Genomic DNA, 23,965 nt, shown 5'->3' on the forward strand with positions numbered 1-23,965 from the left:
CGGGGCCGCCGCCCGTCGCGTCGCTCCTTCTGTCGAAAACCGTACAAACTACGCTCTTCACCATGGACCCCACGCCAGACCTGCCGGACTTCACCCCGCCGGAGCCGGAGAGCGACCCGGCGCCGCACCGGGTGCCCGAGATCTCCTCGCTCGGGCTGGACACGCTGGTCACCGAGGTGTCGGAGCGGCTGCAGTCCGCCGCCGCCGTCACCGACCGAATGCAGCGGCTGCTGGAGGCGGTGGTCTCGGTCGGCGCCGGGCTGGACCTGCACGCCACCCTGCACCGGATCGCCGCCGGCGCCGCCGAGCTGGTGGACGCCCGGTACGCCGCGCTCGGGGTGGTCGCGCCCGGGGGACAGGGGCTGCAGGACTTCATCCACGTCGGCGTCGAGGACGAGACCGTCCGGGAGATCGGCGAGCTGCCGGTCGGCCGGGGCATCCTCGGCGCTCTGATCGACCGGCCCGAGCCGCTGCGGCTGACCGACCTCACCGCCGATCCGCGCTCGTACGGCTTCCCGCCGCACCACCCGGCGATGAAGACCTTCCTCGGCGAACCGATCCGGATCCGCGACGAGGTGTTCGGCAACCTCTACCTCACCGAGAAGCGCAGCGGCGGCGCCTTCACCCCGGAGGACGAGCAGGTGGTGCACGCGCTGGCCGCCGCGGCCGGCGTCGCGATCGAGAACTCCCGGCTCTACGAGGAGGGCCGGCGCCGCGAACGGTGGATCGCCGGGGCGGCCGCCGTCACCACCGCGCTGCTCTCCACCGACGAGGCCGAGGTGGCGCTCACGGTGGCCGCCGAGCAGGTCCGGGAGCTGGCGGACGCCGCGCTGGGCATGATCCTGCTGCCGACCGTCGACGGCCAGATGCGGGTCGCCCACGCGTCCGGGGAGGCCGCCGAGTTCCTGCAGGGCGAGCTGATGCCGTCCGACAGCGTCGCGGGCAAGCTCTTCAAGGGGGAGAGCGTCCACCTCGACGACATGTCCACGGATCCGACCGTGGTGATCCGGCTGGCCCGCAGCTTCGGCCCCTCGCTGGCCGTGCCGATGGTGGCCGCCGGCCGGGTGCTCGGCGGGCTCTGCGTCTGGCGCTCGCGCGGCGCCGTGCCGTTCTCCGAGGCCGAGAAGCAGCTCGCCGAGACCTTCGCCTCGCAGGCCGCGCTCGCGCTGCGGCTCGCCGAGGGCCAGCGCGACCAGCAGCGGCTCGCCGTCTTCCAGGACCGCGACCGGATCGCCCGCGACCTCCACGACCTGGTCATCCAGCGGCTCTTCGCCACCGGCATGATGCTGGAGAGCGCGGCCCGGCGCGCCATCGTCCCGGAGGTGAAGGTCCGCGTCGGCGAGGCGGTGGACGAGCTGGACGCCACCATCCAGGAGGTCCGCACCACCATCTACGCGCTCCAGCACGACGACCAGGGCGACGCGCCGGACACCCTGCGGACCCGGCTGCTGCGCGAGTGCAGCCAGGCGGCGGCGGCGCTCGGCTTCAAGCCCTCGGTCTCCTTCGTCGGCCCGGTGGAGAGCCTGGTCGGCGAGAAGACCGGCCGTCAACTGCTCGCCGCGCTCCGGGAGATGCTCTCCAACACGGCCCGGCACGCGCGGGCCTCCCGGGTCGGCGTCGAGGTCGACGCGATCGTGCACCTGGACAACGGCGGCCGCCCGGTCGGCGGTGACCCGGAGTCGCTGGACCGGGCCGGGCGGCCCGGCGTCCTGCTGACCGTCACCGACGACGGCGTCGGCATCCCCGCGGGCGGGCGGCGCAGCGGCCTGCGGAACCTGGCCCGGCGCGCCGAGGCGCTCGGCGGCGACGCCTGGCACGAGCCCGGCCCGTACGGCCGGGGCACCCGGGTGCGGTGGACGGCCCGGTTGTGAACATCCGTCCGACCGAGGGGGCCTTCCTCGGACGGCTTCGAACGGTTTGTAAACGACGGGAATCCGTCGCGGGGTTGGTTGGCGCGCAGTCCGTGTGTACTCCGTGAAAGTTTAACGAGAGAGAACTTCCCGGCCAACGGAGCAAGTTGTGCATTTCGCGGCCTTCCGGCGCTCTCGTGTGCACACATAGCTTTACTCCCGTCTCGGAGAGCAAACCGGACTGTGGGGGAGCAGTGGACGCGTTGAGCCGCGGTCACACCGCAGCAGGGGCAAGTCGAGGGGGGTTCCGGGCCGAACGGGCACCGGACGGGCGGTACCGCTGGCAGTTGAAAGCACCGAACGGACGCGTCGTCGCGGTCACCCCGGCCGCGTACGAAACGGCCGGGGAGGCGGAGCGCGGCTTCGACGGCTTACGGGCCGTCGCGGACGGGCTCACCGCCCGGATCACGCACGTCCGGGACGGCATCGGCTGGATCTGGGTGATCCCCGGCTCCCGCACCCTGCCGGAGGTGCGGTCCAGCCGCGCCTACGAGCGGTACGCCACCTGCCAGAACGCCTTTCGACGCTTTGTCGTGCTGCTGGCCAAGCAACCGGCCCTGGAACTGCCCGAACTCTCCGAACGGGGGCCGTCGTTGAGAACGTCCGATGTCCGCTGACCGGCGCGGGCCGCGCCTGCTGACCGTCCCGGTCGGCGACCGCTCGCTGTCCTGGGCGCTGCGCGCGGCGAACGGGCGGCAGCTCGGCGTGGGCGTGCGCACCTACCGCGGTGAGGCGGAACTCGCCGAGGCGGTCCGCGAGTTGATCATCGAGCGGGCCGCGCTGCGATGTACCGTCGGCCAGTCCGAGGCCCGGCTGTGGGTGTGGACGGCGTACCTGCCGGTGCGCAGCACCCGCCCGGGCGCCGCCGACGCCGCCGGGCCGGTGGCCCGCAGCGCCCGCGGCTACCTGAGACGCGACCAGTGCCAGGCCGGCGTGACCGGCTTCCTCGCCGGACTCCAGCGTCTGGGCCAGGAGTTGCGCCGTCCCGGCCGGGACGACGCCTGGCCGTTCTGACGGTCCCTTTGCCCCGCTCCCAGCCGCCTTCGGGCGGCTTCTCGCGTTGGCCCCTCGGTGCGGCGCCCCCGTTTCCCCCTCTTCCGGTGAAGCACAGGTATCCGGCAACCCCCCGAGCCGCCACCTGGAGAAGAACGTCACCGGCCTCTGACCTGCGGATTTCCACCCCTCTGCGGCCGGGCTGACCTGTTGCTAAACCTCTCCGAACCGAGAAATCGACAATCGCCCGCGGCGATGGTCCGCCCTTCCGACGGAACCGCGCCGACCGACAGGATCGGCACTGCCGAAACGGCCACCGCGGACGTGGCCGCCGGCCCCGGGACTGACCAGCAGTACCCGGGACAAGCGATGTACATCTCTCCCACCGGAGGAAGAGGAACATGCGCAAGACCGCTGCCAAGCTGCTCGCCGCCGCCGCGATCGCGACCTCGGTCGCCACCGTCGCCGCCGGCACCGCCGTCGCCGACCCGGCCGCCGGTGTCACCCCGATCGCCCAGGACATCGTGGGTGTCGGCTCCGACACCACCCAGGAGGTCCTGAACGGCCTGTCGGGTGGCTACAACGCCGCCCTGGCCGCCGCGGGCGACACCACCTCGCCGCGTCTGTACAGCTTCGACGCCACCGGCTCGGCCCAGATCACCAGCAAGGCCGGCACCAGCCCGTTCGACCGTCCGAACGGCTCCGGCGCCGGCATCAAGTCCCTGGAGACCCGCACCAGCACCCAGGTCGACTTCGCCCGCTCCTCGCGTGGCCCGGCCAACGGCACCGACCTCACCAGCGACGTCTTCATCGCCTTCGCGCGGGACGCGGTCTCCTGGGCGGCCAAGGCGGGCGGCAACGCCCCGGCCAACCTGACCACCGCGAACCTCAAGGACATCTACACCTGCGCCAAGACCAACTGGCAGCAGATCAACCCGGCCCTGCCGAACGCCACCATCAAGCCGTACCTGCCGCAGACCGCCTCCGGCACCCGTGCCTTCTTCCTGAAGGCCATCGGCGGCGCCACCGCCGTCACCCCGGGCGCCTGCGTCGTCTCCGGTCTCCAGGAGAACACGGGCACCGAGGCGGCCCTGAACGACAACAACGCGGTCGTCCCCTACTCCGTCGCCCACTACATCGGCCAGGTCTACTACGGCCACACCAGCACCAACGACGCTGCGGGCCCGGTCACCATCCGCAACGTCAACGGCATCGCCCCGGTCAACGTCGGCCCGCCGGCCGTCATCAACCCCAGCTTCTCGTCCACCCCGTACGGCCGCAACGTCTACAACGTGGTCCGCAGCTCGGAGTGGACCGCCACCGACGCCCACGGTGTCGCCCTGCGGAAGATCTTCGGCACCGCCAACCCCGACGGCACCGGCGGCTACATCTGCGGCACCGCGGGTGCGGCCATCCTGACGAACTACGGCTTCGGCTCCCTGGGCAGCGCCTGCGGCACCGAGATCTCGCCGGTCTGATCCACCCCGCCCCATCTGCTCCACCCGTGACAACCGGCGGCCGCGGGCCTCGTGCCCGTGGCCGCCGGCCCGGTGATCCACCGGGAGCCCTCGCCGACACACCGTCACCGCCGCACAGGGACCAGGAGAAACGATGCGAAAGACCATGGGCAAGCCGCTCGCCGTCGCCGCGTTCGCCGCCTCGCTGGTCGGTCTGACCGGTGGTGCCGCACTCGCCGACCCGCCCGTCGTGCCGAACCCCGGCGACATCGTCGGCGTCGGCTCACAGACCACCGCGCCGCTGTTCAACCAGTTGTCCACGGACTACGACGCCGCCCTGACCGCGGCGGGTGACACGACCTCGCCGCGGCTGTACAGCTTCGACGCGATCGGCCCCTCGCCGATCGTGCTGAAGGCCGGGAGCGGCCCCGCCGCCCGGCCGACCGGGAGCGGTACCGGCCTGGTCGCCCTGCACGCCGTCCCGAGCCAGGTGGACTTCGTCCGCATGGACCGGGGCCGGCTGCCCACCGACCCCGCGTCCGACACCTTCGTGGCGCTCGCCAAGGACGCGGTCTCCTGGGCCGCGAAGCTCGGGGGCCACGCGCCGGCGAACCTGTCCACGGCGCAGCTGAAGGACGTCTACACCTGCGTCAGGACGAACTGGCAGCAGCTCGACCCGACGCTGCCGAACGCGACGATCAAGCCGTTCCTCCCGCAGCCCGGCTCCGGCCTGCGTGACTTCTTCCTGAAGGCCCTCGGAGGCGGTACGCCGATCATCCCGGGTGCGTGCGTGACCAGCGGCGTCGAGGACAACCAGGGCACCGACCCGGTCCTGAACGACGCCGACGCACTGGTCCCGTACTCGGTGGGCCACTACGTCGGCCAGGCCTTCTTCGGCCGCAGCACCGGCTCCGACGCGCCCGGGACGCTGACCGTCCGCAGCATCAACGGCGTCGCGGCGGTGAACGCCGCGACCCAGAGCATCAACGCCCCGTTCGCCGCGAGCGCCTACGGCCGGGTGCTCCACGACCTGGTCCGGGGCGCCGACTGGACGGCGACGGACGTGCACGGGACGGCGCTGCGGAACATCTTCGGCACCTCCGGCTTCATCTGCACCAGCGCGACGGCCCGCGCCGACCTCAAGAGCCACGGCTTCCTGCCGCTTCCGGTCGGTGCCTGCGGCAGCACCAGCTGAGCCGACGGCCGAGACCCTCACCGACACTGAAGGACCCCCCAGCATGCGCAAGGCTTTTGCCCGGCTCACGGCGAGCACCGCCCTCGCCACCTCCTTCGTCATGGTGGGAGGCCTGGCCGCTGCCGACCCGGTCGTGCCCCCGAGGGCCGAGGACATCGTCGGGTTGGGGGCCGATATCACGGCACCGCTGTTCAACCGGTTGTCCACGGACTACAACGCCTTCCTGGCGGCCTCCGGGGACAGCACCTCGCCCCGCCTCTACAGCTGGGACACGAAGGGCGGTCCGTCGATCGTGCCGAAGGCCGGAGCCGGTGCTCTCCCCCGGTCGATCGGTTCGAACGCCGGCATCCTCGCTCTGGAGAACACCACCACCGAGTTGGACTTCGCCCGCTCCGCGCGGCCTGCGGCCAACGGCTCGGACCGGAACACCGACACCTTCGTCACCTTCGCGAAGGACGCGGTCTCCTGGGCGGCGAAGGCGGGGGGCCACGCGCCGGCGGACCTGACCACGGCGCAGCTGAAGGACATCTACACCTGTTACAAGACGAACTGGCGGCAGATCGACCCGACGCTGCCGGACGCGACGATCAAGCCGTTCCTGCCTCGGTGGGGCAATCACCTGTCCGACACCGGCGAACGCTTCCTGAAGGCCATCGGCGGCGCGGTCGCAATCCCCCCCGGTGCCTGCGTCGGCACCGTCGACACGGAGAACGCGGGCACCGATCCGCTCCTGAACAACGACGACGCCGTCGTCCCGTACGCCTTGAGCCGCTACATCTCCCAGACGTACTTCGGCCACACGTCGGGCGCTGACGCCCCGGGGCCGCTGACCGTCCGGAGCATCGGTGGGAAGCAGCCGGTGGACGTGGTCGAGAAGGCCATTGGTGCGGGCTTCCTGAACTCGCCCTACGAGTTCCGCGTTTCCAACGTCGTGCGCGACGAACAGTGGCGGGCCGCCGACGCTCGGGGCGCCGCGCTGCGAGCCGTCTTCGCCATGGATGGATGGCTCTGCACGGACCCGGTTGCCAGGGCGACGGTCAAGAGCCACGGTTTCACGCCGACGCCGGGCTGCGGGAGCGCCATCAACCCCGTCGGCTGATCCCGACCGAAAGCTTCGGCCGCCGTCACCCGCCGGGCAGTGCGGGGCGGACGGCCGTAGGGGCGGCCTTCTCGGGTCGCCTGCACCACCCAGCACACACCTCTCCCAAGGAGCACAGCATGTCCCGTACCCGCGCCCGCCTCGCCGCCACTGGTACCGCCGTCGTCCTCGCCGCCACCGGTATGAGCGGTGTGGCCGTCGCCGACACGGACCCGGCGAGCACGCCGTCCACCGGCAGCGCGGTGGTCAACTCCAGCACCACCTTCCTGAAGGACCAGGCGCTCAACGGCATCATCGTCATCCCGCTGCCGTCCGCCACCCCCTCGTACGACAGCACCACCGGCATCAACACCACCTTCCAGGTGACCGGTGGCAGCGCCGACCTGCTCAACTTCTACGGTGACATCGAGCTCGGCGGTGGCCTGCTCTTCGTCAACATCTTCACGGGCAAGAGCGTCACCTTCAACCAGCTCCACTTCAACGTCAACCTGTGGTCGCTGACGGGCGTTCCGGTGGGCTCCACCGACGCGGTGAAGCTGCTGGACCCGAAGGGCCGTCTCCAGCTCGGCGGCACCAGCGCCAACTCGACCCTCGCCTCCTCGGACCTCCAGCTGGACGCGGCCGCCGCGACCTACCTGGACACCAAGCTGAAGACCGACTTCTTCAAGGGCGGCCAGTCGGTCGGCTCGTTCTCCCTGAAGTTCAACCAGGGCAGCTGATTATTGGTCAGATAGCACTTCGGGTATCACGACGGACCCGCGCCACGGCGCGGGTCCGCTCGCATGCGGAGTTCCCAACTCCGCTACGGAGTCGTCGCGTTGTGTTCTCGTACACCCTGGCGACCGGATTCGGCCATGTCGGGCTGGCCGAATAGTAGGCAACCGGAGCCGTCAGCCTGAGCGCGACCATTCCCTCGTGCCGCCCCCGGCGGCTCGCACATCCCGGAGGTGCCCGCCATGAGATTCCGCGTACCCGATCCGAGAGAACGAGAGCGGTGGCGCCGGCGACTACCTCCGCTGGCCCTCGTCCTGGCTGTGGTGGGCGCGGTGGTGACGGTGCCGGTCGGGCTCGGCACCGTGACCGAGGCGCACGCGGCCTCGGCGAAGTCGGTGACGGCGAGGCCGGTCTGGATTCCGGACTTCCAGGGCGGAGGGACCTACGGGCCCGAGGGAACCGTCACCGTCTCGCAGGCCGACAACCTGCAGGACCAGGTGATCGAGGTCTCCTGGACCGGGTTCACTCCGAGCGTGAACAAGTACGACCACAGCGCCCCCGCGACCTCCGCGACGCAGGGCGGCAGCGACGTGCTCTACCCCGTGCGGGTCTACCAGTGCCGCGGTAAGGACCCGAAGGTCACGGACTGCTACGGAAGCAGCCTGTTCGAGGCGGATCCGGCCAAGGGCTTCGAGAATCCCCCGCCTGAGCCGGGGACGACCGTGCCGGACTTCCCGTCGAACATGCGGCTCGGCGTGACCGGGGCGGACGGCTCGGGCCGCGTCAGCCTGGAGGTCTGGTCGAGCCGCTTGAGCCCGCACCTGGGCTGCGACGCTACGAACCCCTGCTCCATCGTGGTCGAGCCGAACTACGGCGGTGACACGGACGACCCGTTCAACAAGTACGGCGGGAAGCCCGACTGTTCGAGGCACCTGTACGACTTCGACGACTTCGACATCAATCTCTCGGCGACGGACTCCTGGCCGAACGGTCACGTCAACCGGCGGAAGGGTACCCGGTCCGGTGAGATGTGCGCCTGGGAGAACCGGACCGTCGTCCCGATCACCTTCGCCGCCACGCCCAAGGAGTGCGGGAGCGCGAACCCGAACGTGATCGCCACGGGCCTGGAGATGCTCAACCGGGCCATGCAGCAGTGGATCGTCGGACTCTGCGGGGACAAGACGCCGCTGACGGTGCAGTACACCTCGGCCGGCGGCGAGCCGGCGGCCCGCAAGTCGTTCCTCGGTGGCTCCCGCATCGATGTCGGCCTCACGGCTCTGCCGGACCGGGCGACCCCCACCCGGCCGTACGTGTACGCGCCGCTCGCCACGACCGGGATCTCGATCGCCTTCTGGGTGGACGACCCGGTGACCGGCCGGCAGATCCGGGACATGCGGCTGAACCCGCGGCTTGTCGCCAAGATGCTGACCCAGACGTACCAGGCCTGGGGCGCGAGGACGCCGACGGTCGAGGGGAACCCCGCCTGCATCTTCGAGGACAGGGAGTTCCTGCAGCTCAACACGCTGCCGGAGAGCAGCGGGCTGAGCTGGCCGAGCTGTGACACCGGTCCGGACGGTCCCAGCCCGGTGGTGCTGGGCACCTCGACCGACCTCACCTACCAGTTGACCTCGTGGATCGCCGGCGATCCCGACGCGGCGCGCTTCCTGGAGGGCGAGCGCGACCCGTGGGGCACCCGGATCAGCCTCGGCTACCTGCGGCCGGGGCTCTACCCGACCGACCAGCTCATCCGCGAGGACGAGAGCGGCCTGATCCGGCCCCCGGGGGACACGAACCCGCAGCCCGAGGACGTCAAGTTCTGGAAGCGGTTCGAGTGGAACCCGCTGCAGACCGGCCTCAATGAGGTGCTCCGGTACATCCAGGAGGGCCAGTCGACCGCGCGGAGCCGGACCGACGTGAACGGCACCTATCCGAGGATGGCCTCGCGGGCGCCCGGTACCCGCTTCAGCTTCGCGATCCTCGACAGCGGCCAGGCCAAGGCCTACCAGCTGCCCGAGGCCTCGCTGCAGAACGCGGCCGGAGCCTTCGTGCCGCCCGCGCTCAACACCTTCCAGGCCGCGGTGGGGGACATGCCGGTCGACCCGGTGACCGGTACCCAGCTGCTGCCCTACGGACAGCCGAACACCCTCTACTCCCTCGACCAGCGGCCGTACCCGCTCACCGTCGTGCAGTACGCGATGGTGCCGACCGCCAACCTGTCGGAGACGAAGACCGCCGACGTGAGCCGTTTCCTGAGCACGGTCACCGGCACCGGTCAGCTGTACGGCATCGAGCCCGGCCGGCTGCCCGAGGGCTTCCTCGCGCTCACCAAGGAGCAGAAGGCGCAGGCCCAGGAGGCCCTGGCCCATCTGCAGGCGCAGGACGGCAAGCTGCCCGGCAACCAGCAGCCGGCCCCCAAGCCCACCGAGCCCGGGACGCCGACCGAGGGCGAGAACGGCTCCGGCACCACCGGCGGCTCCGGGGGCGACTCGGGTACGACCGGGGGCGGCACCGGCACGACCGGCGGTACGTCGGGTTCCGGCACCACCGGTTCCACCGGGGGCGACTCCACGTCCGGGAGCGACGGTGGCACCGGCTCGTCCGGCGGCACCGGTTCCTCCGGCGGGAGCGGCTCGTCCGGCCTCGGTTCCGACAGCGCCACCACGGGCGGCGCCGGCGGCACCGCCCCGGCGGCCGGCGGGGCGACGCAGCCCGCCGCCAAGCCGGGCGCGACCCCCGGTCAGAGTGCCGGCCCGCTCGCGGCTGCCCCGGTGGCCGCGGGCTCGCCGCTGGCCGACCGCTCCGGCGGGGCGCGGCTGCTGCTGCCGATCGCGCTGATCGCCGGTCTGCTGCTGCTGGTCGGCGGCCCGGCCGCGCTCGTCCTGGGCGGGACCCCGGCCGGTGCGCGGGCGACCGCCGCCACCCGGTCCCTGTGGGCGCGGATCCGCCGCCGCCCCTGACCACGCCCGACCGCCAGTGACTCGGCGGGGCCGCCGTTCCGGCCCCGCCGAGTCCCCTTCCCGGGGGCGGGTACCCCTGTTCCGGCGTCTCGCGCCGGGGCGGCGGTGTTCGTCCACCGATCCCTGTACCGAACACTTTTCACCGAGCGCGCCGGAGAGCAGACCATGACAGCCGCCGCCGAGCCCGCGGCACCCTATGCCGAGGCTCCACGCCAGCCCGATCCCGACGTACCCCGCACCATCACCGCCCCTGCCACCCCCGGTGACCGGGTGTTCCGCGGCCTGCTGCGGGCGGCCGGCCTCTCGGTCTTCGCGATCATGGGGCTCATCGCGTTCTTCCTGATCCTGCGCGGCGCCCAGGCGCTGCGCGCGGTCGGCTTCGACTTCTTCACCGAGAAGAAGTGGCAGACCCAGGCGCACAACTTCGGCATCGCCTCGGTGCTGCCGAACGGCATCCTGATCGCGGTGATCGCGCTGGTCATCGCCGTCCCGGTGGCGATCACCGCGGCGATTTTCATCTCCGAGTACGCGCCGGTGAGGCTGCGCGCGACGCTGATCTCGCTGGTCGACCTGATGGCGGCGATCCCCAGCATCGTCTACGGCCTCTGGGGCCTGTTCTTCCTCCAGCCCCGGATCATCGGCACCGTCCGCTGGATGTCGAACCACCTGGGCGACGCGATCCCCTTCCTGAAGGTGCGCACCGGTGACATCGGCACCTCGTACACCTCGTCGACCTTCATCGCCGGCGTGGTCGTCTCGCTGATGATCATTCCGATCATCATCTCGCTGAGCCGCGAGGTCTTCTCCCAGGCGCCGCAGGGCGAGCGCGAGGGCGCGTACGCGCTGGGCTCGACCCGGTGGGGGATGGTGCGCACGGTCGTCCTGCCCTTCGGCAAGGGCGGCGTGATCGGCGCGGTCATGCTCGGCTTCGGTCGTGCGATGGGCGAGACCATCGCCGTCGCGCTGATCATCTCGCCGAGCTTCGACGTCATGAGCCACGTGCTGGAGAACGGCGCCAACTCGATCTCGGCGCTGATCGCGCTGCGGTTCGGCGAGTCGGACGCGCTGTCGCTGTCCGCGCTGATGGCGGCCGGCCTGGTGCTCTTCGGGATCACGCTGCTGGTCAACGTGGCCGCGAGCTTCGTGATCAGCCGCTCCCGTTCCGGCGCGGCGACGGCGGACTGAGCCGTGGCCGCTTTGCGAACCCGCCGCCCGGCCGCCCGGGTCACCGCCCGCCCGGCCCGCCGACCGCTCACGATCCGCTGCGAAGGGACGCCCCGATGACCACCCTCGACAAGCCGCCGGCCGAGGCGCTCGCGCCCGGGTCGGCCCCGGCGCGAGCGACCGTGCCGCCGCCGGAATCCCAGGGCCCGGAGCGGAAGTTGAAGATCGGCGGGGTGACCCGCGAGGACGTCTTCACCATCGTCGGCACCTTCGCCGGATCGCTCGGCCTGGTCTGGGTCCTGTTCGAGCGCGTGCTGCCGTTCAGCGGCGCGCTGGGCTTCATGATCTGCTGGTACGCGCTCTTTCTGACCGGCTACTACCTGCTCGGCCGGCTCCAGTGGGGCGGGCCGATGGTCCGCGAGCGCCTGGTGTCCGTGGTCGCCTGGACCTCCGGCCTGCTGGTGGTCGGCCTGATCGCCGACCAGATCGGCTACGTCGCCTCGCGTGGCTACGACGCGGCCCAGCACTCCAACTTCTTCACCGAGTCGATGGAGAGGACCGCCTCGCTGTCGCCGATCACCTCCGGCGGCGCGTTCCACGCCATCATCGGCTCGCTCGAACAGCTGGGCCTGGCCACGCTGTTCGCCGTGCCGCTGGGCATCGCGGCCGCCGTCTTCATGTCCGAGATCGGCGGCCGGATGGCCCGCCCGGTGCGCACCCTGGTCGAGGCGATGACGGCGCTGCCGTCGATCGTCGCCGGCCTGTTCGTCTTCGGCGTCGTCATCCTCACCCTCGGCTTCGACAAGAGCGGCTTCGCCGCCTCGCTGGCGCTGACCGTGATGATGATGCCGATCGTCACCCGGGCCGCCGAGGTGGTCATCCGCCTCGTCCCGGGCACCCTGCGGGAGGCCTCGTACGCGCTCGGTGGCAGCCAGTGGCGGACGGTGTGGAACGTCGTCCTGCCGACCGCCCGCCGCGGTCTGATGACGGCGGTGGTGCTCGGCATGGCGCGCGCCGTCGGCGAGACCTCGCCCGTCCTGCTGACCGCCGGCTTCACCTCCCGGCTCAACGGCAACCCCTTCGAGGGCCAGCAGATCTCGCTGCCGCTGTACATCTGGAGCTACGTCAAGCTCCCGTACGACGCGATGATCGCCCGCGCCTTCGCCGCCGCCCTGACCCTGATGGCGGTGGTGCTCATCCTGTTCGTCACCGCTCGCGTCCTCGGCGGCCGCGCCGCCGGGGAGATGAGCCGGCGCCAGAAGCGCAAGCTGGAGCGCGCCGCGCGCGCCGCGGCCCGCGCGGCGGCGGCGCCCGAGGCACCGACCGGCCACCCGGCCGTCGCCACCGGGGAGCACTGATGTTCCGACCCACCACCCTCCGCACCAGAGGAGTTCCCATGTCGCGGGAGGCCGAACGCCGCCCCCTGGCACGTCCGTTGGGCGTGCTGATGTCCACCCTGCTCGCGGCCGGTTCGCTGCTCCTGGGGCAGGCCGTCCCGGCGCACGCCGCCGTCGCGCTCACCGCGAGCGGCTCCAGCTGGGCCTTCCCGGCGATCGACCAGTGGCGCCAGGACGTCGGTCCGCAGGGCATCCAGATCGACTTCAACGCGGTGGGCTCCGCCCGCGGCCGTACCGAGTGGACCGTCGGCCGCAACGACTTCAGCGCCTCCGACGTGCCGTTCCGCAGCAAGGAGGACACCGGTGCCAGCGCCGATGTCCGCCAGAAGGGCGACGGCGGCATCGAGAACGCGATGTACGGCTACTCCTACGTGCCGATCACCGCCGGCGGCACCGCGCTGATGTACCACCTGACGGTCGGCGGCAAGCAGGTCCGCGACCTGCGGCTCTCCTCGCAGACCCTCATGGACATCTTCACCAACAAGATCACCAACTGGAGCGACCCGAAGATCACCGCCGACTACGGCAAGACGCTGCCGAGCCTGCCGATCACCCCGGTGGTCCGCTCCGACGGCTCCGGCGCCACCGCCCAGTTCACCCGCTGGATGGGCCGCTCCTTCCCCGACCAGTGGGACGCGTACTGCAAGTCCGTCAACGGCGTCCCCTGCGGCGAGTACACCGAGTTCTACCCGAAGTCCGGCCGCATGACGGCGCAGAGCGGCTCCGACGTCGTCGCCGGCTACATCAAGGCCAGCTCCGGCGAGGGCACCATCGGCTACGACGAGTACGCCTTCGCCAAGCGCAGTGACATCCCGGTCGTGAAGGTCCTCAACCCGGCCGGGTACTACACCCTGCCGACCGCGTCCAACGTGGCCGTCGCGCTCACCGCCGCCCAGATCCGCGGCGTCGACGACAACACCCCGCAGGACGACCCGAACTACCTCCAGCAGAACCTGGACGGCGTCTACAGCAACGCGGACCCGCGCTCGTACCCGCTCTCCAGCTACAGCTACCTGATCGTGCCGCGCGCCAACTCGCTCAAGGCGCTCCCCCGGTTCAGCAACGACAAGGGCGCCGCGCTGAGCAAGTTCCTCTCCTACGTGCTCTGCCAGGGGCAGGGCGAGGCGGACGAGCTGGGCTACTCGCCGATCCCGCGCAACCTCGTCCGCGGCGGTCTGCTCCAGGCCCAGCACATCCCCGGCAACGCCAGCCCGGTCGACCCCAACACCCTCGCCAACTGCGGCAACCCGACCTTCAACTCCGCCGGTGAGCTGACCCTCCTCAAGAACGCCCCGCAGCCCAGTGCCTGTGACGCCAAGGGCCAGCCGCTGGACTGCAAGATCGACGGCAGCGGCAAGCCCGTGAGCTCCGGCAGCGCCTCCGGCGGCGGTGCGGGCACCTCCGGCGGTGCCACCGGCGGTGCGGGCACCACCGGTGGTGCCACCGGCGGCGGTACGGGCGGCTCCGGCGGCGCGGCTTCCGGCTCGGGCGGTGCCACCGGCAGCAAGGCCGGTAGCGGCAAGACCGGCCAGACGCCCGGTGCGGGCGGCACCGGGGGCACCGGCGGCAGCGGAACGGGCGGTGCGGGTGGCACCGGCGGTGCCGGCGCCGCCGACCCGAACGCGCCCGCCGCCGACCCCAACGCGGTCGCCGCCGACGGCACGGGCGCGGACGGTGCGGCCGAGGAGGTCGTCGACCCGCAGACCGGCCAGGTGGTCGCCCGCGGCCGCGGCTCCGGCGGCGCCACCGAGGTCGCCGCCGACGTGGTGAACGTCGGTGGCCGGCCCGAGGACTGGACGCTGAGCGTCCTCACCGCCGTCGAGCTGCTCGCCGTCGTCCTCGTCCCGCCGCTGCTCGGCCGCCGTCTGCTGCGCCGCCGTTCGCAGACGGGCGGCCGGTCATGACGGCCCCCGCCCTGGAGAAGCCCGTCGGTCCGGCGCAGCCCGCGCCGGCCCCGGCGGACGCGACCCCGCCCGCGCCCGCGCCGCAGGCCGCTGCGGCCGGGTCCGGCGCCGGCGGCTCCGGCCGGACGGCCAAGCGGGTCCGGTTCCTGCAGGGGGCCTGGGCGGCGAGCCTGCTGGCGGCGCTCACCCTGGGCTTCGTCGGCTACCTGTTCACCCTCTCGCACGTGCAGCAGAAGCACTTCCAGTCCACCGCCTACAAGTCCTTCCGCGACCAGCTCGGCAAGGCGACCGCGCCGACCGGCAAGGCGCCGGACGGCGCGCCCGTCGCCCTGCTGGACATCCCGGCGATCGGGCTGCACCAGGCGGTCGTGGTGGAGGGCACCACCGGCCGGGACCTCATGCGCGGTCCCGGCCACCGCCGGGACACCGCGCTGCCCGGGCAGGCCGGCGTGACGGTGCTGTTCGGCCGCGGGGCGACCTTCGGGGCGCCGTTCGGCGAACTCAGCAAGCTGCGGGTCGGCGACAAGATCGAGGCCACCACCGGGCAGGGCAAGTTCACCTACACCGTCAACGTGTACGGCGACGAGGACCACCCGATCGTCGACCCGGTCCGCAACCGGCTGGTGCTGGTGACCAGCGACTCCAACTGGATCCCGAGCTCGACGGTGCTGATCGGCGCCCGGCTGGACGACGACCCGGCGGTCAACCCGGGCGGCCGCCCCGCCACCGTGCCGTACGACAAGGCGCTGGCCGCCGACAAGGGCGCGCTGGCCACGCTGCAGCTGTGGTCGCTGGGCCTGCTCGGCGCGGTGGCCGCCGCCGTCGTGCTGGCCCGGTACTGGCACCGCTCGGCCGCCTACCTCAGCCTCGCGCCGGTGATCGGCGCGCTGCTCTGGGCGGTCTACGAGAACGCCGCCGCCCTGCTGCCCAACCTCTACTGAAGCGCGCCCGGAGGACCGTACCGATGACGGATGCACCGATGACCGACCTGCCGCCCGACCAGGCCCCGGGGGCCGACGAGACCACGATGACCCTGCCGGCCGTCGACCACGACGGGCACGTCGGCCACGCCGACCACGCCGAGCACGGCGGGGAGCACCTGCTGTACCCGCAGGACGCGCACTACGAGGACTACGACCAGGAGGCGGTCCTGGCCGGGCTGGAGACCCGCGACGTCTCCGCCTGGTTCGGCTCCCGCAAGGTGCTGGAGCGGGTCTCGCTCGCCATGCCCGCCGGGGAGGTGACCGCCCTGATCGGCCCGTCCGGCTGCGGCAAGTCCACCTACCTGCGGATCCTCAACCGGATGCACGAGATGATCCGCGGCGCCGCGCTCTCCGGCGAGGTGCTGCTGGACGGCGACGACGTCTACCGGCCGGGCCGGCGTCCCGCCGACGTGCGCCGCCGGATCGGCATGGTGTTCCAGCGGCCCAACCCGTTCCCGGCGATGTCCATCCAGGACAACGTCTCCAGCGGCCTGAAGCTGGCCGGGATCAAGGTCTCCAAGGACGAGCGCGAGCACCTGGTGGAGACCAGCCTGCGCCGCGCCGGCCTCTGGGACGAGGTCGCCAGCCGGCTCCACACGCCCGGCGGCTCGCTCTCCGGCGGCCAGCAGCAGCGTCTGTGCATCGCGCGCTCGCTCGCCGTCTCGCCGGACATCCTGCTGATGGACGAGCCCTGCTCGGCGCTCGACCCGACCTCGACCCGCCGGGTCGAGGAGACCATCGCCGAGCTGCGCGGCCGGCTCACCATCGTGATCGTGACCCACAACATGCAGCAGGCCCAGCGCGTGTCGCAGAGCTGCGCGTTCTTCCTGGCCACCCACGACACCCCCGGCCGGATCGTCGAGGCCGGGCCGACCGAGCAGGTGTTCCAGAACCCGTACGACCAGCGGACCGCGGACTACGTCAACGGCCGCTTCGGCTGACCGCTCCCGTCCCGCCCCTCACTCGCCGCGGTGCCGGAGGATCTCCTCCAGCACCGCGGCGACGCCGTCCTGCTCGTTGCTCACGGTGTGCAGCGGCACCGCCGCCAGCACCTGCGGATGCGCGTTCGCGACGGCGTAGGCGGTGCCGGCCCAGGCCAGCATCTCCAGGTCGTTCGGCATGTCGCCGAAGGCCACCACCTCGCTCCGGTCGATCCCGTGCCCGGCGCACCAACGGGCCAGCGTGCTGGCCTTGGTGACGCCGGGCGCACTGATCTCCAGCAACGGTATCGGCGCCGAGCGGGTGATCTCGGCCAGCTCCCCGGCGGCCTCCCGGGCCTGCGCGAGCAGCTTGTCCGGGTCCAGGTCCGGGTGCTTGGCGAGCAGCTTGAACAGGCCGCTCACCGGGCCGCCCGGGCCGAGCAGCTGCTCGGCCGGGCCGACCGGGTGGTTCTCGTCCTGCCCCCACATCCGCACCTCGTAGCCGGGCTCACGGGCGAACCCGGCCGGGTACTCGAAGGCGAACGCGGTGCCCGGCAGCTTGGCCCGCAGCCGCGCCACCACCGCGAGCGCGTCCTCGGACGCCAGCGGGAACGACTCCAGCAGCGCGCCGCGCCGCACGTCCACCACGGCCCCGCCGTTCGAGCAGATCGCCACCCCGTGGCCGCCGATGTGCGCGCTCACCTGCTGCATCCAGCGCGGCGGGCGGCCGGTCACGAACACCACCTGGATCCCGGCCGCCTCGGCGGCGGCCAGGGCGGCGGCGGTGCGCTCGGTGACGGTGCCGCCGGAGCAGAGCAGCGTGCCGTCCAGATCGGTGGCGATCAGCCGGGTCGGGGGAGCGGTGCGGGGTGTGGTCACCGCTCCATCTTCGCCCACCGGCGCGGATCTCCCCCACACCCCGTCGGCAGCCCCGAAGCGATCACTGCGGCGCCTTTCGGCCCCCGCTGCGCCAGTTCCGGCCGAACCGCCCGCCTGCGGGGTGTCCCACCGCCTCCCACCGGGCAGGACTGCCTCGGCCACCCCGTCGGCAGGAAGAGCCATGCGAACTCGCCAGGTCCCAGACGAGATCGAGATCGAGCCCGCGCCCCTCCCCGAGGAGGAGGCCCCACCGTCGTCCCGCGAGCCGGTCCTGATCGGCGACATCCTCTTCGAGACCCTCGCCGAACTGGCCCGGCGCACCACCCCCGCGCACCCCCTGCGCCTCCCCGCCCAGCGCCCCCACCCCTGACCGCCCCCCGCGCGTCGTCCACCGCACCGCCCCCCGGGACCCGCGTAGGGTCGGGGCCATGCGACTGAGCACCGTGATCCTCCCCATCCACAGGTGGGGCGAGGGGCAGAAGATCTGGCGGCGGGCCGAGGAGCTCGGCTTCCACGCCGCGTACACCTACGACCACCTCTCGTGGCAGAGCTTCCGCGACGAGCCGTGGTTCGGCGCCGTCCCGACCCTGACGGCCGCCGCCGCGGCCACCGAGCGGCTGCGCCTGGGCACGCTGGTGACCTCGCCGAACTTCCGGCACCCGGTGACCCTGGCGAAGGACCTGCTCACGATCGACGACGTGTCGGGCGGGCGGCTGACGGTGGGCATCGGGGTCGGCGGTACCGGCTTCGACGCGACGGTGCTGGGCCAGGAGGCGTGGTCGCCGAAGGAGCGGGCGGACCGCTTCGAGGAGTTCCTGCCGCTGCTGGACGAGCTGCTGACGCACGACGCCACGACCCGCGAGGGCACCTACTACGCGGCGGTCGGGGCCCGGAACATCCCCGGCTGCGTGCAGACGCCCCGGGTGCCCTTCTACGTGGCCGCGACCGGACCGCGCGGCCTGCGGCTGGCGGCGCAGTACGGGCAGGGCTGGGTGACCTACGGCGACCCGAAGGGCCCGGCGGACGTGCCGGTCGAGCAGGCGCCCGGGGTGATCGCCCGGCAGATCGAGAAGCTGACGGCCGCCTGCGAGGAGCGGGGCCGCGACGTCGCGACCCTGGAGAAGATGCTGCTCCAGGGCTCGACGGCGGAGCGTCCGCTGGCCTCGCTGGACGCCTTCGTGGACTGGGCCGGCACCTACCGGGAGCTCGGCATCACCGAGCTGGTGGTCCACTGGCCGGTGCCGGACTCGGTCTTCGCCAACGACCTCGCGGTCTTCGAACGGATCGCCACCGAGGGCCTGGCCCAGCTGGGTTGACGGCGGCCCGGGGGCGGCGCGTCGCGGCCGCCGCCCCCGGGGACGGGCGCGGTGATCCCCTAGGGGAAGGGGGTGGCGCCGTCATACCGGAGCAGCAGACGGGGTCGTCATCGCAGCCCATGACCGGGTGCGGGGGCGGGCACTACGTTGAGGCATGTGTCCACTGTCATCAAGACGGACGGCCTCTCCAAGAGGTTCCCCCGGGTGACCGCCCTCGATCAGCTGACCGTTGAGGTCGAGCCCGGGGTGGTCGGTCTGGTGGGGGCGAACGGGGCGGGCAAGTCCACACTCATCAAGATCCTGCTGGGGCTGGCCCCGGCGACCTCCGGGACCGGGCGGGTGCTCGGGCTGGACATCGCCACCCAGGGGTCGGAGATCCGCGAGCGGGTCGGCTACATGCCGGAGCACGACTGCCTGCCGCCGGACGTCTCGGCCACCGAGTTCGTGGTGCACATGGCGCGGATGGCCGGGCTGCCGGCCGCCGCGGCGCGCGAGCGGACGGCCGACACGCTGCGGCACGTCGGGCTGTACGAGGAGCGCTACCGTCCGATGGGCGGCTACTCGACGGGCATGAAGCAGCGGGTGAAGCTGGCGCAGGCGCTGGTGCACGACCCGAAGCTGGTGCTGCTGGACGAGCCGACCAACGGGCTGGACCCGGTGGGCCGGGACGACATGCTGGCGCTGATCCGCCGGGTGTACACCGACTTCGGCATCTCGGTGCTGGTCACCACCCACCTGCTGGGCGAGCTGGAGCGCACCTGCGACCACCTGGTGGTCATCGACGGCGGCAAGCTGCTGCGCTCCTCGTCCACCGCGTCCTTCACCGGCACCACGGCCACGCTGGCCGTCGAGGTGACGGACCACCCGGAGGACCACACCCTGGACGCGAGCGCCGCGGTGCGCGAGCGGCTGGCGGGGGCGGGGCTCTCGGTGGAGGCGGAGGGCGCGCGGATCCTGCTGGTCGAGCTGACGGGTGACGACACGTACGACGCGATCCGGGACGCGGTCGCGGACCTCGGGCTCGGGCTGGTGCGGCTGGAGCAGCGGCGGCACCGGGTCGCCGAACTGTTCACCCAGGGCGCGGAGTCGACGGGGACGACGGGAACGACGGAGAACGAGGGGGGTACCGCAGATGTCGCTGCCCTCTGAGTTCCGGCCGGCCGACACCGGCGTCATCCACGACATCGGCTACCGCGGCTACACCGGCCCCCGGCTCGGCCGGGCGTACGCCACGCGCTCGCTGTTCACCCAGAGCCTGCGCGCCGCGTACGGCCTGGGGCGGTCCGGCAAGTCCAAGGTGCTGCCGATGATCGTGCTGGGCGCGGCCACCGTGCCGGCCCTGATCATCGTGGCGGTCGCGGTGATGACCGCGTCCGAGAAGCTCCCGGTCGACTACGCGCAGTACCTGAGCGCGATCGGGCTGGTGGTCTCGATCTTCCTCGCCTCGCAGGCGCCGGTGCTGTTCTCCCGGGACCTGCGCCACCACACCGTGCCGCTGTACTTCTCCCGCCCGATCACCCGCGCCGACTACGTGCGGGCCAAGTTCGGGGCGATGGCCTGCGCCCAGCTGCTGCTGATGATCGCGCCGCTGGTGGTGCTGTACGCCGGCTCGCTGCTGATCAAGCTGGACTTCGGCGACCAGACCGCGCACTTCTTCTACGGCCTGGTGGCCGCGGTGCTCTACGCGCTGGTGCCGACCTCGGTCGCGGTGGTGATCGCCGCCACCACGCCGCGGCGCGGCTTCGGGGTGGCCGCGATCATGGGCTACCTCGCGGTCAGCACCACGGTGGTCGCGGTCGGGCTCGAGACGAGCACGGCCACGCTCACCGCCGGCGAGAACCTCCCGGACTCCGTGCAGTGGGCGGTGCTGCTGTCGCCGGGCGGGCTGGTGGAGAGCCTGACCAACGAGCTGTTCGACCTCGGTACCGGCCTCGAGCGGATGCACGCGCCGGGCGGACTCGGCCTGCTGGTGTTCACCGCCGTCGCCGCCGCGATGGTGGCCGGTTCGTACCGGCTGCTGCTGCGCCGCTACCGCAACGTTTGAGAGGGCGTCATGGCCACCATCACCATCGACAAGGTCTCCCGCTGGTTCGGGAACGTGGTCGCCGTCAACGACGTCAGCATGGCGATCGGCCCCGGCATCACCGGTCTGCTGGGGCCGAACGGGGCGGGGAAGTCGACCCTCATCCACATGATGAGCGGCTTCCTGGCGCCGTCCACCGGGGCGGTGACCCTGGACGGCGCGCCGATCTGGCGCAACCAGGAGGTGTACCGGCAGATCGGGCTGGTCCCCGAGCGGGAGTCCATGTACGACTACCTGACCGGCTGGGAGTTCGTCCTCGCCAACGCCGAACTGCACGGCCTGGCCGACCCCGGCGCCGCCGCCCGCAGGGCGCTCGCCCTGGTCGAGATGGAGTACGCCCAGGAGCGGCGGACCGGCACCTACTCCAAGGGCATGAAGCAGCGGGTCAAGATGGCCTCGGCGCTGGTCCACGACCCGGCCGTGCTGCTGCTCGACGAGCCGTTCAACGGCATGGACCCCCGCCAGCGGCTCCAGCTGATGGAACTGCTGCGGCAGTTCGGCTCGGACGGCCGGACGGTGCTGTTCTCCTCGCACATCCTGGAGGAGGTCGAGCAGCTGGCCCGGCACATCGAGGTCGTGGTGGCCGGCCGGCACGCCGCCTCCGGCGACTTCCGCAAGATCCGCCGGCTGATGACCGACCGTCCGCACCGCTACCTGGTCCGCTCCAGCGACGACCGTCGGCTCGCGGCGGCGCTGATCGCCGACGGGTCGACGTCCGGCATCGAGCTGGACGAGCAGGAGCGGGCCCTGCGCGTCCAGGCGGTGAACTTCCAGGGGTTCACCACCCTGCTGCCGAAGGTCGCCCAGCGGGCCGGCATCCGGCTGTACACCGTGGCCCCGGCGGACGAGTCGCTGGAGAGCGTGTTCTCCTACCTCGTCTCCGCGTAGCGACCGCACCGTCCACCGACCGGCACCCACCACCAGGACCTCAGGAAGGCCGACCCACCATGAACCCGACCGTCGCCAGGCTGACGCTGCGCGGCCTGCTCGGGCGCCGCCGCGGCTTGCTGCTGCTGGTGGTCCCCGCCCTGCTGCTGGCCGTCTCGGCGTTCGCCGCCGGGTCGAGCGGCGACAAGCACGACCTCGTCGTGAACGTGCTCGGCAAGCTCGGCCTCGGCACCCTGCTGCCGATCCTCGGCCTGGTCGTCGGCACCGGCGCCATCGCCACCGAGATCGACGACGGCTCGATCGTCTACCTGCTGGCCAAGCCGCTGCCGCGCTGGAAGATCATCACCACCAAGCTGGCGGTCGCGATCGGCACCACCTGGGCCTTCGCGGCCCTGCCGATGCTGCTCGCGGGGCTGCTGCTGTACGGGACGAAGGAGGGCCTGGCGCTCGCCTACGCGGTGGCCGCGCTGGTCTCCGGGGCGGCGTACAGCGCGCTGTTCCTGCTGCTCGGCGTGGTGACCCGGCACGCGGTGGTGGCCGGGCTGGCGTACGCGCTGGTGTGGGAGTCGCTGGTCGGCAACTTCGTCGCGGGCGCCCGCACGCTCAGCGTCCAGCAGTGGGGGCTGGCGGTGGCCGAGTCGGTGGCCGCCGAGGGCTCGCTCACCTCGGCGGTCTCGCTCGGGGCGGCCGTGCCGCTGCTGCTGGTGGTCGCCGTGGCGGCAACCGCGCTGGCCTCGGTGCGGCTGGCCGGGCTCACCCTGGCCTCGGACGAGTAGCGAACCGGGCGCGCCCGGCGGGCGCCGGCCGCGGGGTCAGAGCGTCCGGTTGCGACCGGCGCCCCAGCCCGCGGCGGCGACGACGGCGGCCAGCGCCAGCATCAGCGCCAGCGGCGTGGTCCAGTCGCCGGTCAGCTGGTGCAGCGCGCCGGCCCCGACCGGGCCGGCCGCCGCGACCAGATAGCCGACCGCCTGCGACATGCCGCCCAGCTGGGCGGCGCCGGCGGCGCTGTCGGTGCGCAGCACGATGAAGGCGAGTCCGAGCCCGAGCGAGCCGCCCTGGGCGACACCGAGGATGGTGGCCGACACCCAGGCGCCGGGCACCGGGGCGATCAGCAGGACGGCGATGCCGAGCCCGTTGAGCACGGCCATCGAGACGGCCAGCGCCCGCTGGCGGGTCATCCGGCCGGCGAACAGCGGCACCAGGAAGGCGCCGGCCACCTGCACCAGGTTGGAGAAGGCGAAGACCAGGCCGGCCTCGCCGCGGTCCATGCCGTGGTCGGCCAGGATGGTCGGCATCCAGGCGACCAGGGTGTAGACCAGCAGCGACGAGATGCCCATGAACAGGCTGATCTGCCAGGCCAGCGGTGAGCGCCAGATGCCCTCGATCGGCCGGGAGGAGGCGGCCGACGCGGCCGGGCCCGCGGCGGTGCCGGCCGTGGCGCCGGCCCTCGCCCGCAGCACCTGGGGCAGCCAGGCCACCGTCGCGACCAGCGCCAGCACCGACCAGGAGCCGAGCGAGGCCTGCCAGCCGCCGCCGAGCGCGTGCTCCAGCGGCACCGAGAGACCGGCCGCCATCGTCGCGCCGACCAGCATGGTGGTCGAGTAGACGCCGGTCATGGCGGCCGCCCGGCCGGGGAACTCGCGCTTGACCAGGCCCGGCATGGAGACGTTCAGCACGGCGATCGCGACGCCGATCACCACGCACCCGGCGTACAGCGCCGCCACCGAGGGCAGCACCCGCAGCAGCACGCCCGCGCCGAGCACCAGCACCGCGCCCAGCACCACCCGCTCGGTGCCGAACCGGCGGGTCAGCCGCGGGGTGAGCGGGGCGCCGACGCCCTGGAAGAGCACCGGCACGGTGGTGATCAGCCCGCTCGCGGTGGCGGAGAGCCCGAAGGTGTGCTGGATCTCGGCCACCATCGGCGACACCGCCGCCAGGCAGGCGCGCATGTTCAGGGCGACCAGCACGATGCCGGTCAGCAGCAGTGCGGGGTGGGCCAGCCGGCTGCGGACGGGGAGCGGGGCGGTGCCGGTGGTGGTGACAACCGGCTGCTGGGCACGGGTGACGGCCATGGGTGGTGCTGCTTTCGTGGAGTTCAGGTGCACG

At 72.4% G+C, this 23,965-nt stretch carries 21 protein-coding genes; 19 read left to right on the forward strand and 2 right to left on the reverse strand.

What is annotated here, in order from left to right; all coding sequences use genetic code 11:
• The first annotated feature begins 62 nt into the window (after window positions 1-62).
• From ACFCLZ_RS19825 to ACFCLZ_RS19885, 13 genes are all read left to right on the forward strand, one after another.
• Window positions 63-1,871, forward strand: coding sequence for a GAF domain-containing protein (locus ACFCLZ_RS19825; protein ID WP_380277782.1), 1,809 nt, complete (start codon window positions 63-65; stop codon window positions 1,869-1,871).
• Window positions 1,872-2,197: 326 nt separating this feature from the next.
• Entirely contained in the window at window positions 2,198-2,527 is a 330-nt protein-coding gene (locus ACFCLZ_RS19830; protein ID WP_380277784.1) for a hypothetical protein, read from the forward strand.
• Window positions 2,517-2,924: a hypothetical protein gene (locus ACFCLZ_RS19835; RefSeq protein WP_380277786.1), complete on the forward strand. Its 408-nt coding sequence runs from the start codon at window positions 2,517-2,519 to the stop codon at window positions 2,922-2,924. Before ACFCLZ_RS19830 ends, ACFCLZ_RS19835 begins: the two co-directional genes overlap by 11 nt.
• Before the next feature lie 380 nt (window positions 2,925-3,304).
• Window positions 3,305-4,381, forward strand: coding sequence for a PstS family phosphate ABC transporter substrate-binding protein (locus tag ACFCLZ_RS19840; protein WP_380277788.1), 1,077 nt, complete (start codon window positions 3,305-3,307; stop codon window positions 4,379-4,381).
• Window positions 4,382-4,514: 133 nt separating this feature from the next.
• Window positions 4,515-5,555, forward strand: coding sequence for a PstS family phosphate ABC transporter substrate-binding protein (locus ACFCLZ_RS19845; protein ID WP_380277790.1), 1,041 nt, complete (start codon window positions 4,515-4,517; stop codon window positions 5,553-5,555).
• Window positions 5,533-6,654: a substrate-binding domain-containing protein gene (locus ACFCLZ_RS19850; RefSeq protein ID WP_380277792.1), complete on the forward strand. Its 1,122-nt coding sequence runs from the start codon at window positions 5,533-5,535 to the stop codon at window positions 6,652-6,654. Before ACFCLZ_RS19845 ends, ACFCLZ_RS19850 begins: the two co-directional genes overlap by 23 nt.
• A 119-nt stretch (window positions 6,655-6,773) precedes the next feature.
• Window positions 6,774-7,373, forward strand: coding sequence for a hypothetical protein (locus ACFCLZ_RS19855; protein ID WP_380277794.1), 600 nt, complete (start codon window positions 6,774-6,776; stop codon window positions 7,371-7,373).
• Window positions 7,374-7,610: 237 nt separating this feature from the next.
• Window positions 7,611-10,325 carry a hypothetical protein gene (locus tag ACFCLZ_RS19860; RefSeq protein ID WP_380277796.1) on the forward strand — a complete coding sequence of 905 codons (2,715 nt, stop codon included), beginning with the start codon at window positions 7,611-7,613 and terminating at the stop codon, window positions 10,323-10,325.
• Between the two features lie 165 nt (window positions 10,326-10,490).
• Window positions 10,491-11,510 carry a phosphate ABC transporter permease subunit PstC gene (pstC, locus tag ACFCLZ_RS19865; protein ID WP_380277798.1) on the forward strand — a complete coding sequence of 340 codons (1,020 nt, stop codon included), beginning with the start codon at window positions 10,491-10,493 and terminating at the stop codon, window positions 11,508-11,510.
• Window positions 11,511-11,605: 95 nt separating this feature from the next.
• Window positions 11,606-12,847: a phosphate ABC transporter permease PstA gene (gene pstA / locus ACFCLZ_RS19870; protein ID WP_380277800.1), complete on the forward strand. Its 1,242-nt coding sequence runs from the start codon at window positions 11,606-11,608 to the stop codon at window positions 12,845-12,847.
• Between the two features lie 38 nt (window positions 12,848-12,885).
• Window positions 12,886-14,790 (forward strand): phosphate ABC transporter substrate-binding protein PstS, encoded by a 1,905-nt coding sequence (locus ACFCLZ_RS19875; RefSeq protein ID WP_380277802.1) that lies wholly within the window; start codon window positions 12,886-12,888, stop codon window positions 14,788-14,790.
• On the forward strand, window positions 14,787-15,731 hold the full coding sequence (locus tag ACFCLZ_RS19880) for a sortase (RefSeq protein WP_380277804.1): 945 nt from the start codon (window positions 14,787-14,789) through the stop codon (window positions 15,729-15,731). The genes ACFCLZ_RS19875 and ACFCLZ_RS19880 overlap by 4 nt, the downstream gene beginning before the upstream one ends.
• A 23-nt stretch (window positions 15,732-15,754) precedes the next feature.
• Window positions 15,755-16,714, forward strand: coding sequence for a phosphate ABC transporter ATP-binding protein (locus ACFCLZ_RS19885; RefSeq protein WP_380277806.1), 960 nt, complete (start codon window positions 15,755-15,757; stop codon window positions 16,712-16,714).
• Window positions 16,715-16,732: 18 nt separating this feature from the next.
• Here the strand turns inward: ACFCLZ_RS19885 and ACFCLZ_RS19890 are convergent, their stop codons facing one another.
• Entirely contained in the window at window positions 16,733-17,572 is an 840-nt protein-coding gene (locus tag ACFCLZ_RS19890; protein WP_380277808.1) for an HAD family hydrolase, read from the reverse strand.
• A gap of 181 nt (window positions 17,573-17,753) precedes the next feature.
• On the opposite strand from ACFCLZ_RS19890, the gene ACFCLZ_RS19895 reads away from it, so the two are divergent.
• From ACFCLZ_RS19895 to ACFCLZ_RS19920, 6 genes are all read left to right on the forward strand, one after another.
• Window positions 17,754-17,942, forward strand: a complete 189-nt coding sequence (locus ACFCLZ_RS19895; RefSeq protein ID WP_380277810.1) for a hypothetical protein — start codon at window positions 17,754-17,756, stop codon at window positions 17,940-17,942.
• Window positions 17,943-18,000: 58 nt separating this feature from the next.
• Window positions 18,001-18,888: an LLM class flavin-dependent oxidoreductase gene (locus ACFCLZ_RS19900; RefSeq protein ID WP_380277812.1), complete on the forward strand. Its 888-nt coding sequence runs from the start codon at window positions 18,001-18,003 to the stop codon at window positions 18,886-18,888.
• Between the two features lie 156 nt (window positions 18,889-19,044).
• Window positions 19,045-20,037: an ABC transporter ATP-binding protein gene (locus ACFCLZ_RS19905; protein ID WP_380277814.1), complete on the forward strand. Its 993-nt coding sequence runs from the start codon at window positions 19,045-19,047 to the stop codon at window positions 20,035-20,037.
• Window positions 20,021-20,932: an ABC transporter permease gene (locus ACFCLZ_RS19910; protein ID WP_380277816.1), complete on the forward strand. Its 912-nt coding sequence runs from the start codon at window positions 20,021-20,023 to the stop codon at window positions 20,930-20,932. Before ACFCLZ_RS19905 ends, ACFCLZ_RS19910 begins: the two co-directional genes overlap by 17 nt.
• Window positions 20,933-20,941: 9 nt before the next feature.
• On the forward strand, window positions 20,942-21,859 hold the full coding sequence (locus ACFCLZ_RS19915; RefSeq protein WP_380277817.1) for an ABC transporter ATP-binding protein: 918 nt from the start codon (window positions 20,942-20,944) through the stop codon (window positions 21,857-21,859).
• A 59-nt stretch (window positions 21,860-21,918) separates the two neighbouring features.
• The gene (locus ACFCLZ_RS19920) at window positions 21,919-22,635 is read left to right on the forward strand and encodes an ABC transporter permease subunit (protein WP_380277819.1); all 717 of its coding nucleotides are present in this window, start codon (window positions 21,919-21,921) and stop codon (window positions 22,633-22,635) included.
• Window positions 22,636-22,671: 36 nt separating this feature from the next.
• Here ACFCLZ_RS19920 and ACFCLZ_RS19925 read toward each other — a convergent pair whose 3' ends face one another.
• Window positions 22,672-23,931, reverse strand: a complete 1,260-nt coding sequence (locus ACFCLZ_RS19925; RefSeq protein ID WP_380277821.1) for a CynX/NimT family MFS transporter — start codon at window positions 23,929-23,931, stop codon at window positions 22,672-22,674.
• Window positions 23,932-23,965: the final 34 nt, after the last annotated feature.

This window comes from Kitasatospora purpeofusca (assembly GCF_042691725.1).
Lineage (GTDB): Bacteria > Actinomycetota > Actinomycetes > Streptomycetales > Streptomycetaceae > Kitasatospora > Kitasatospora purpeofusca_B.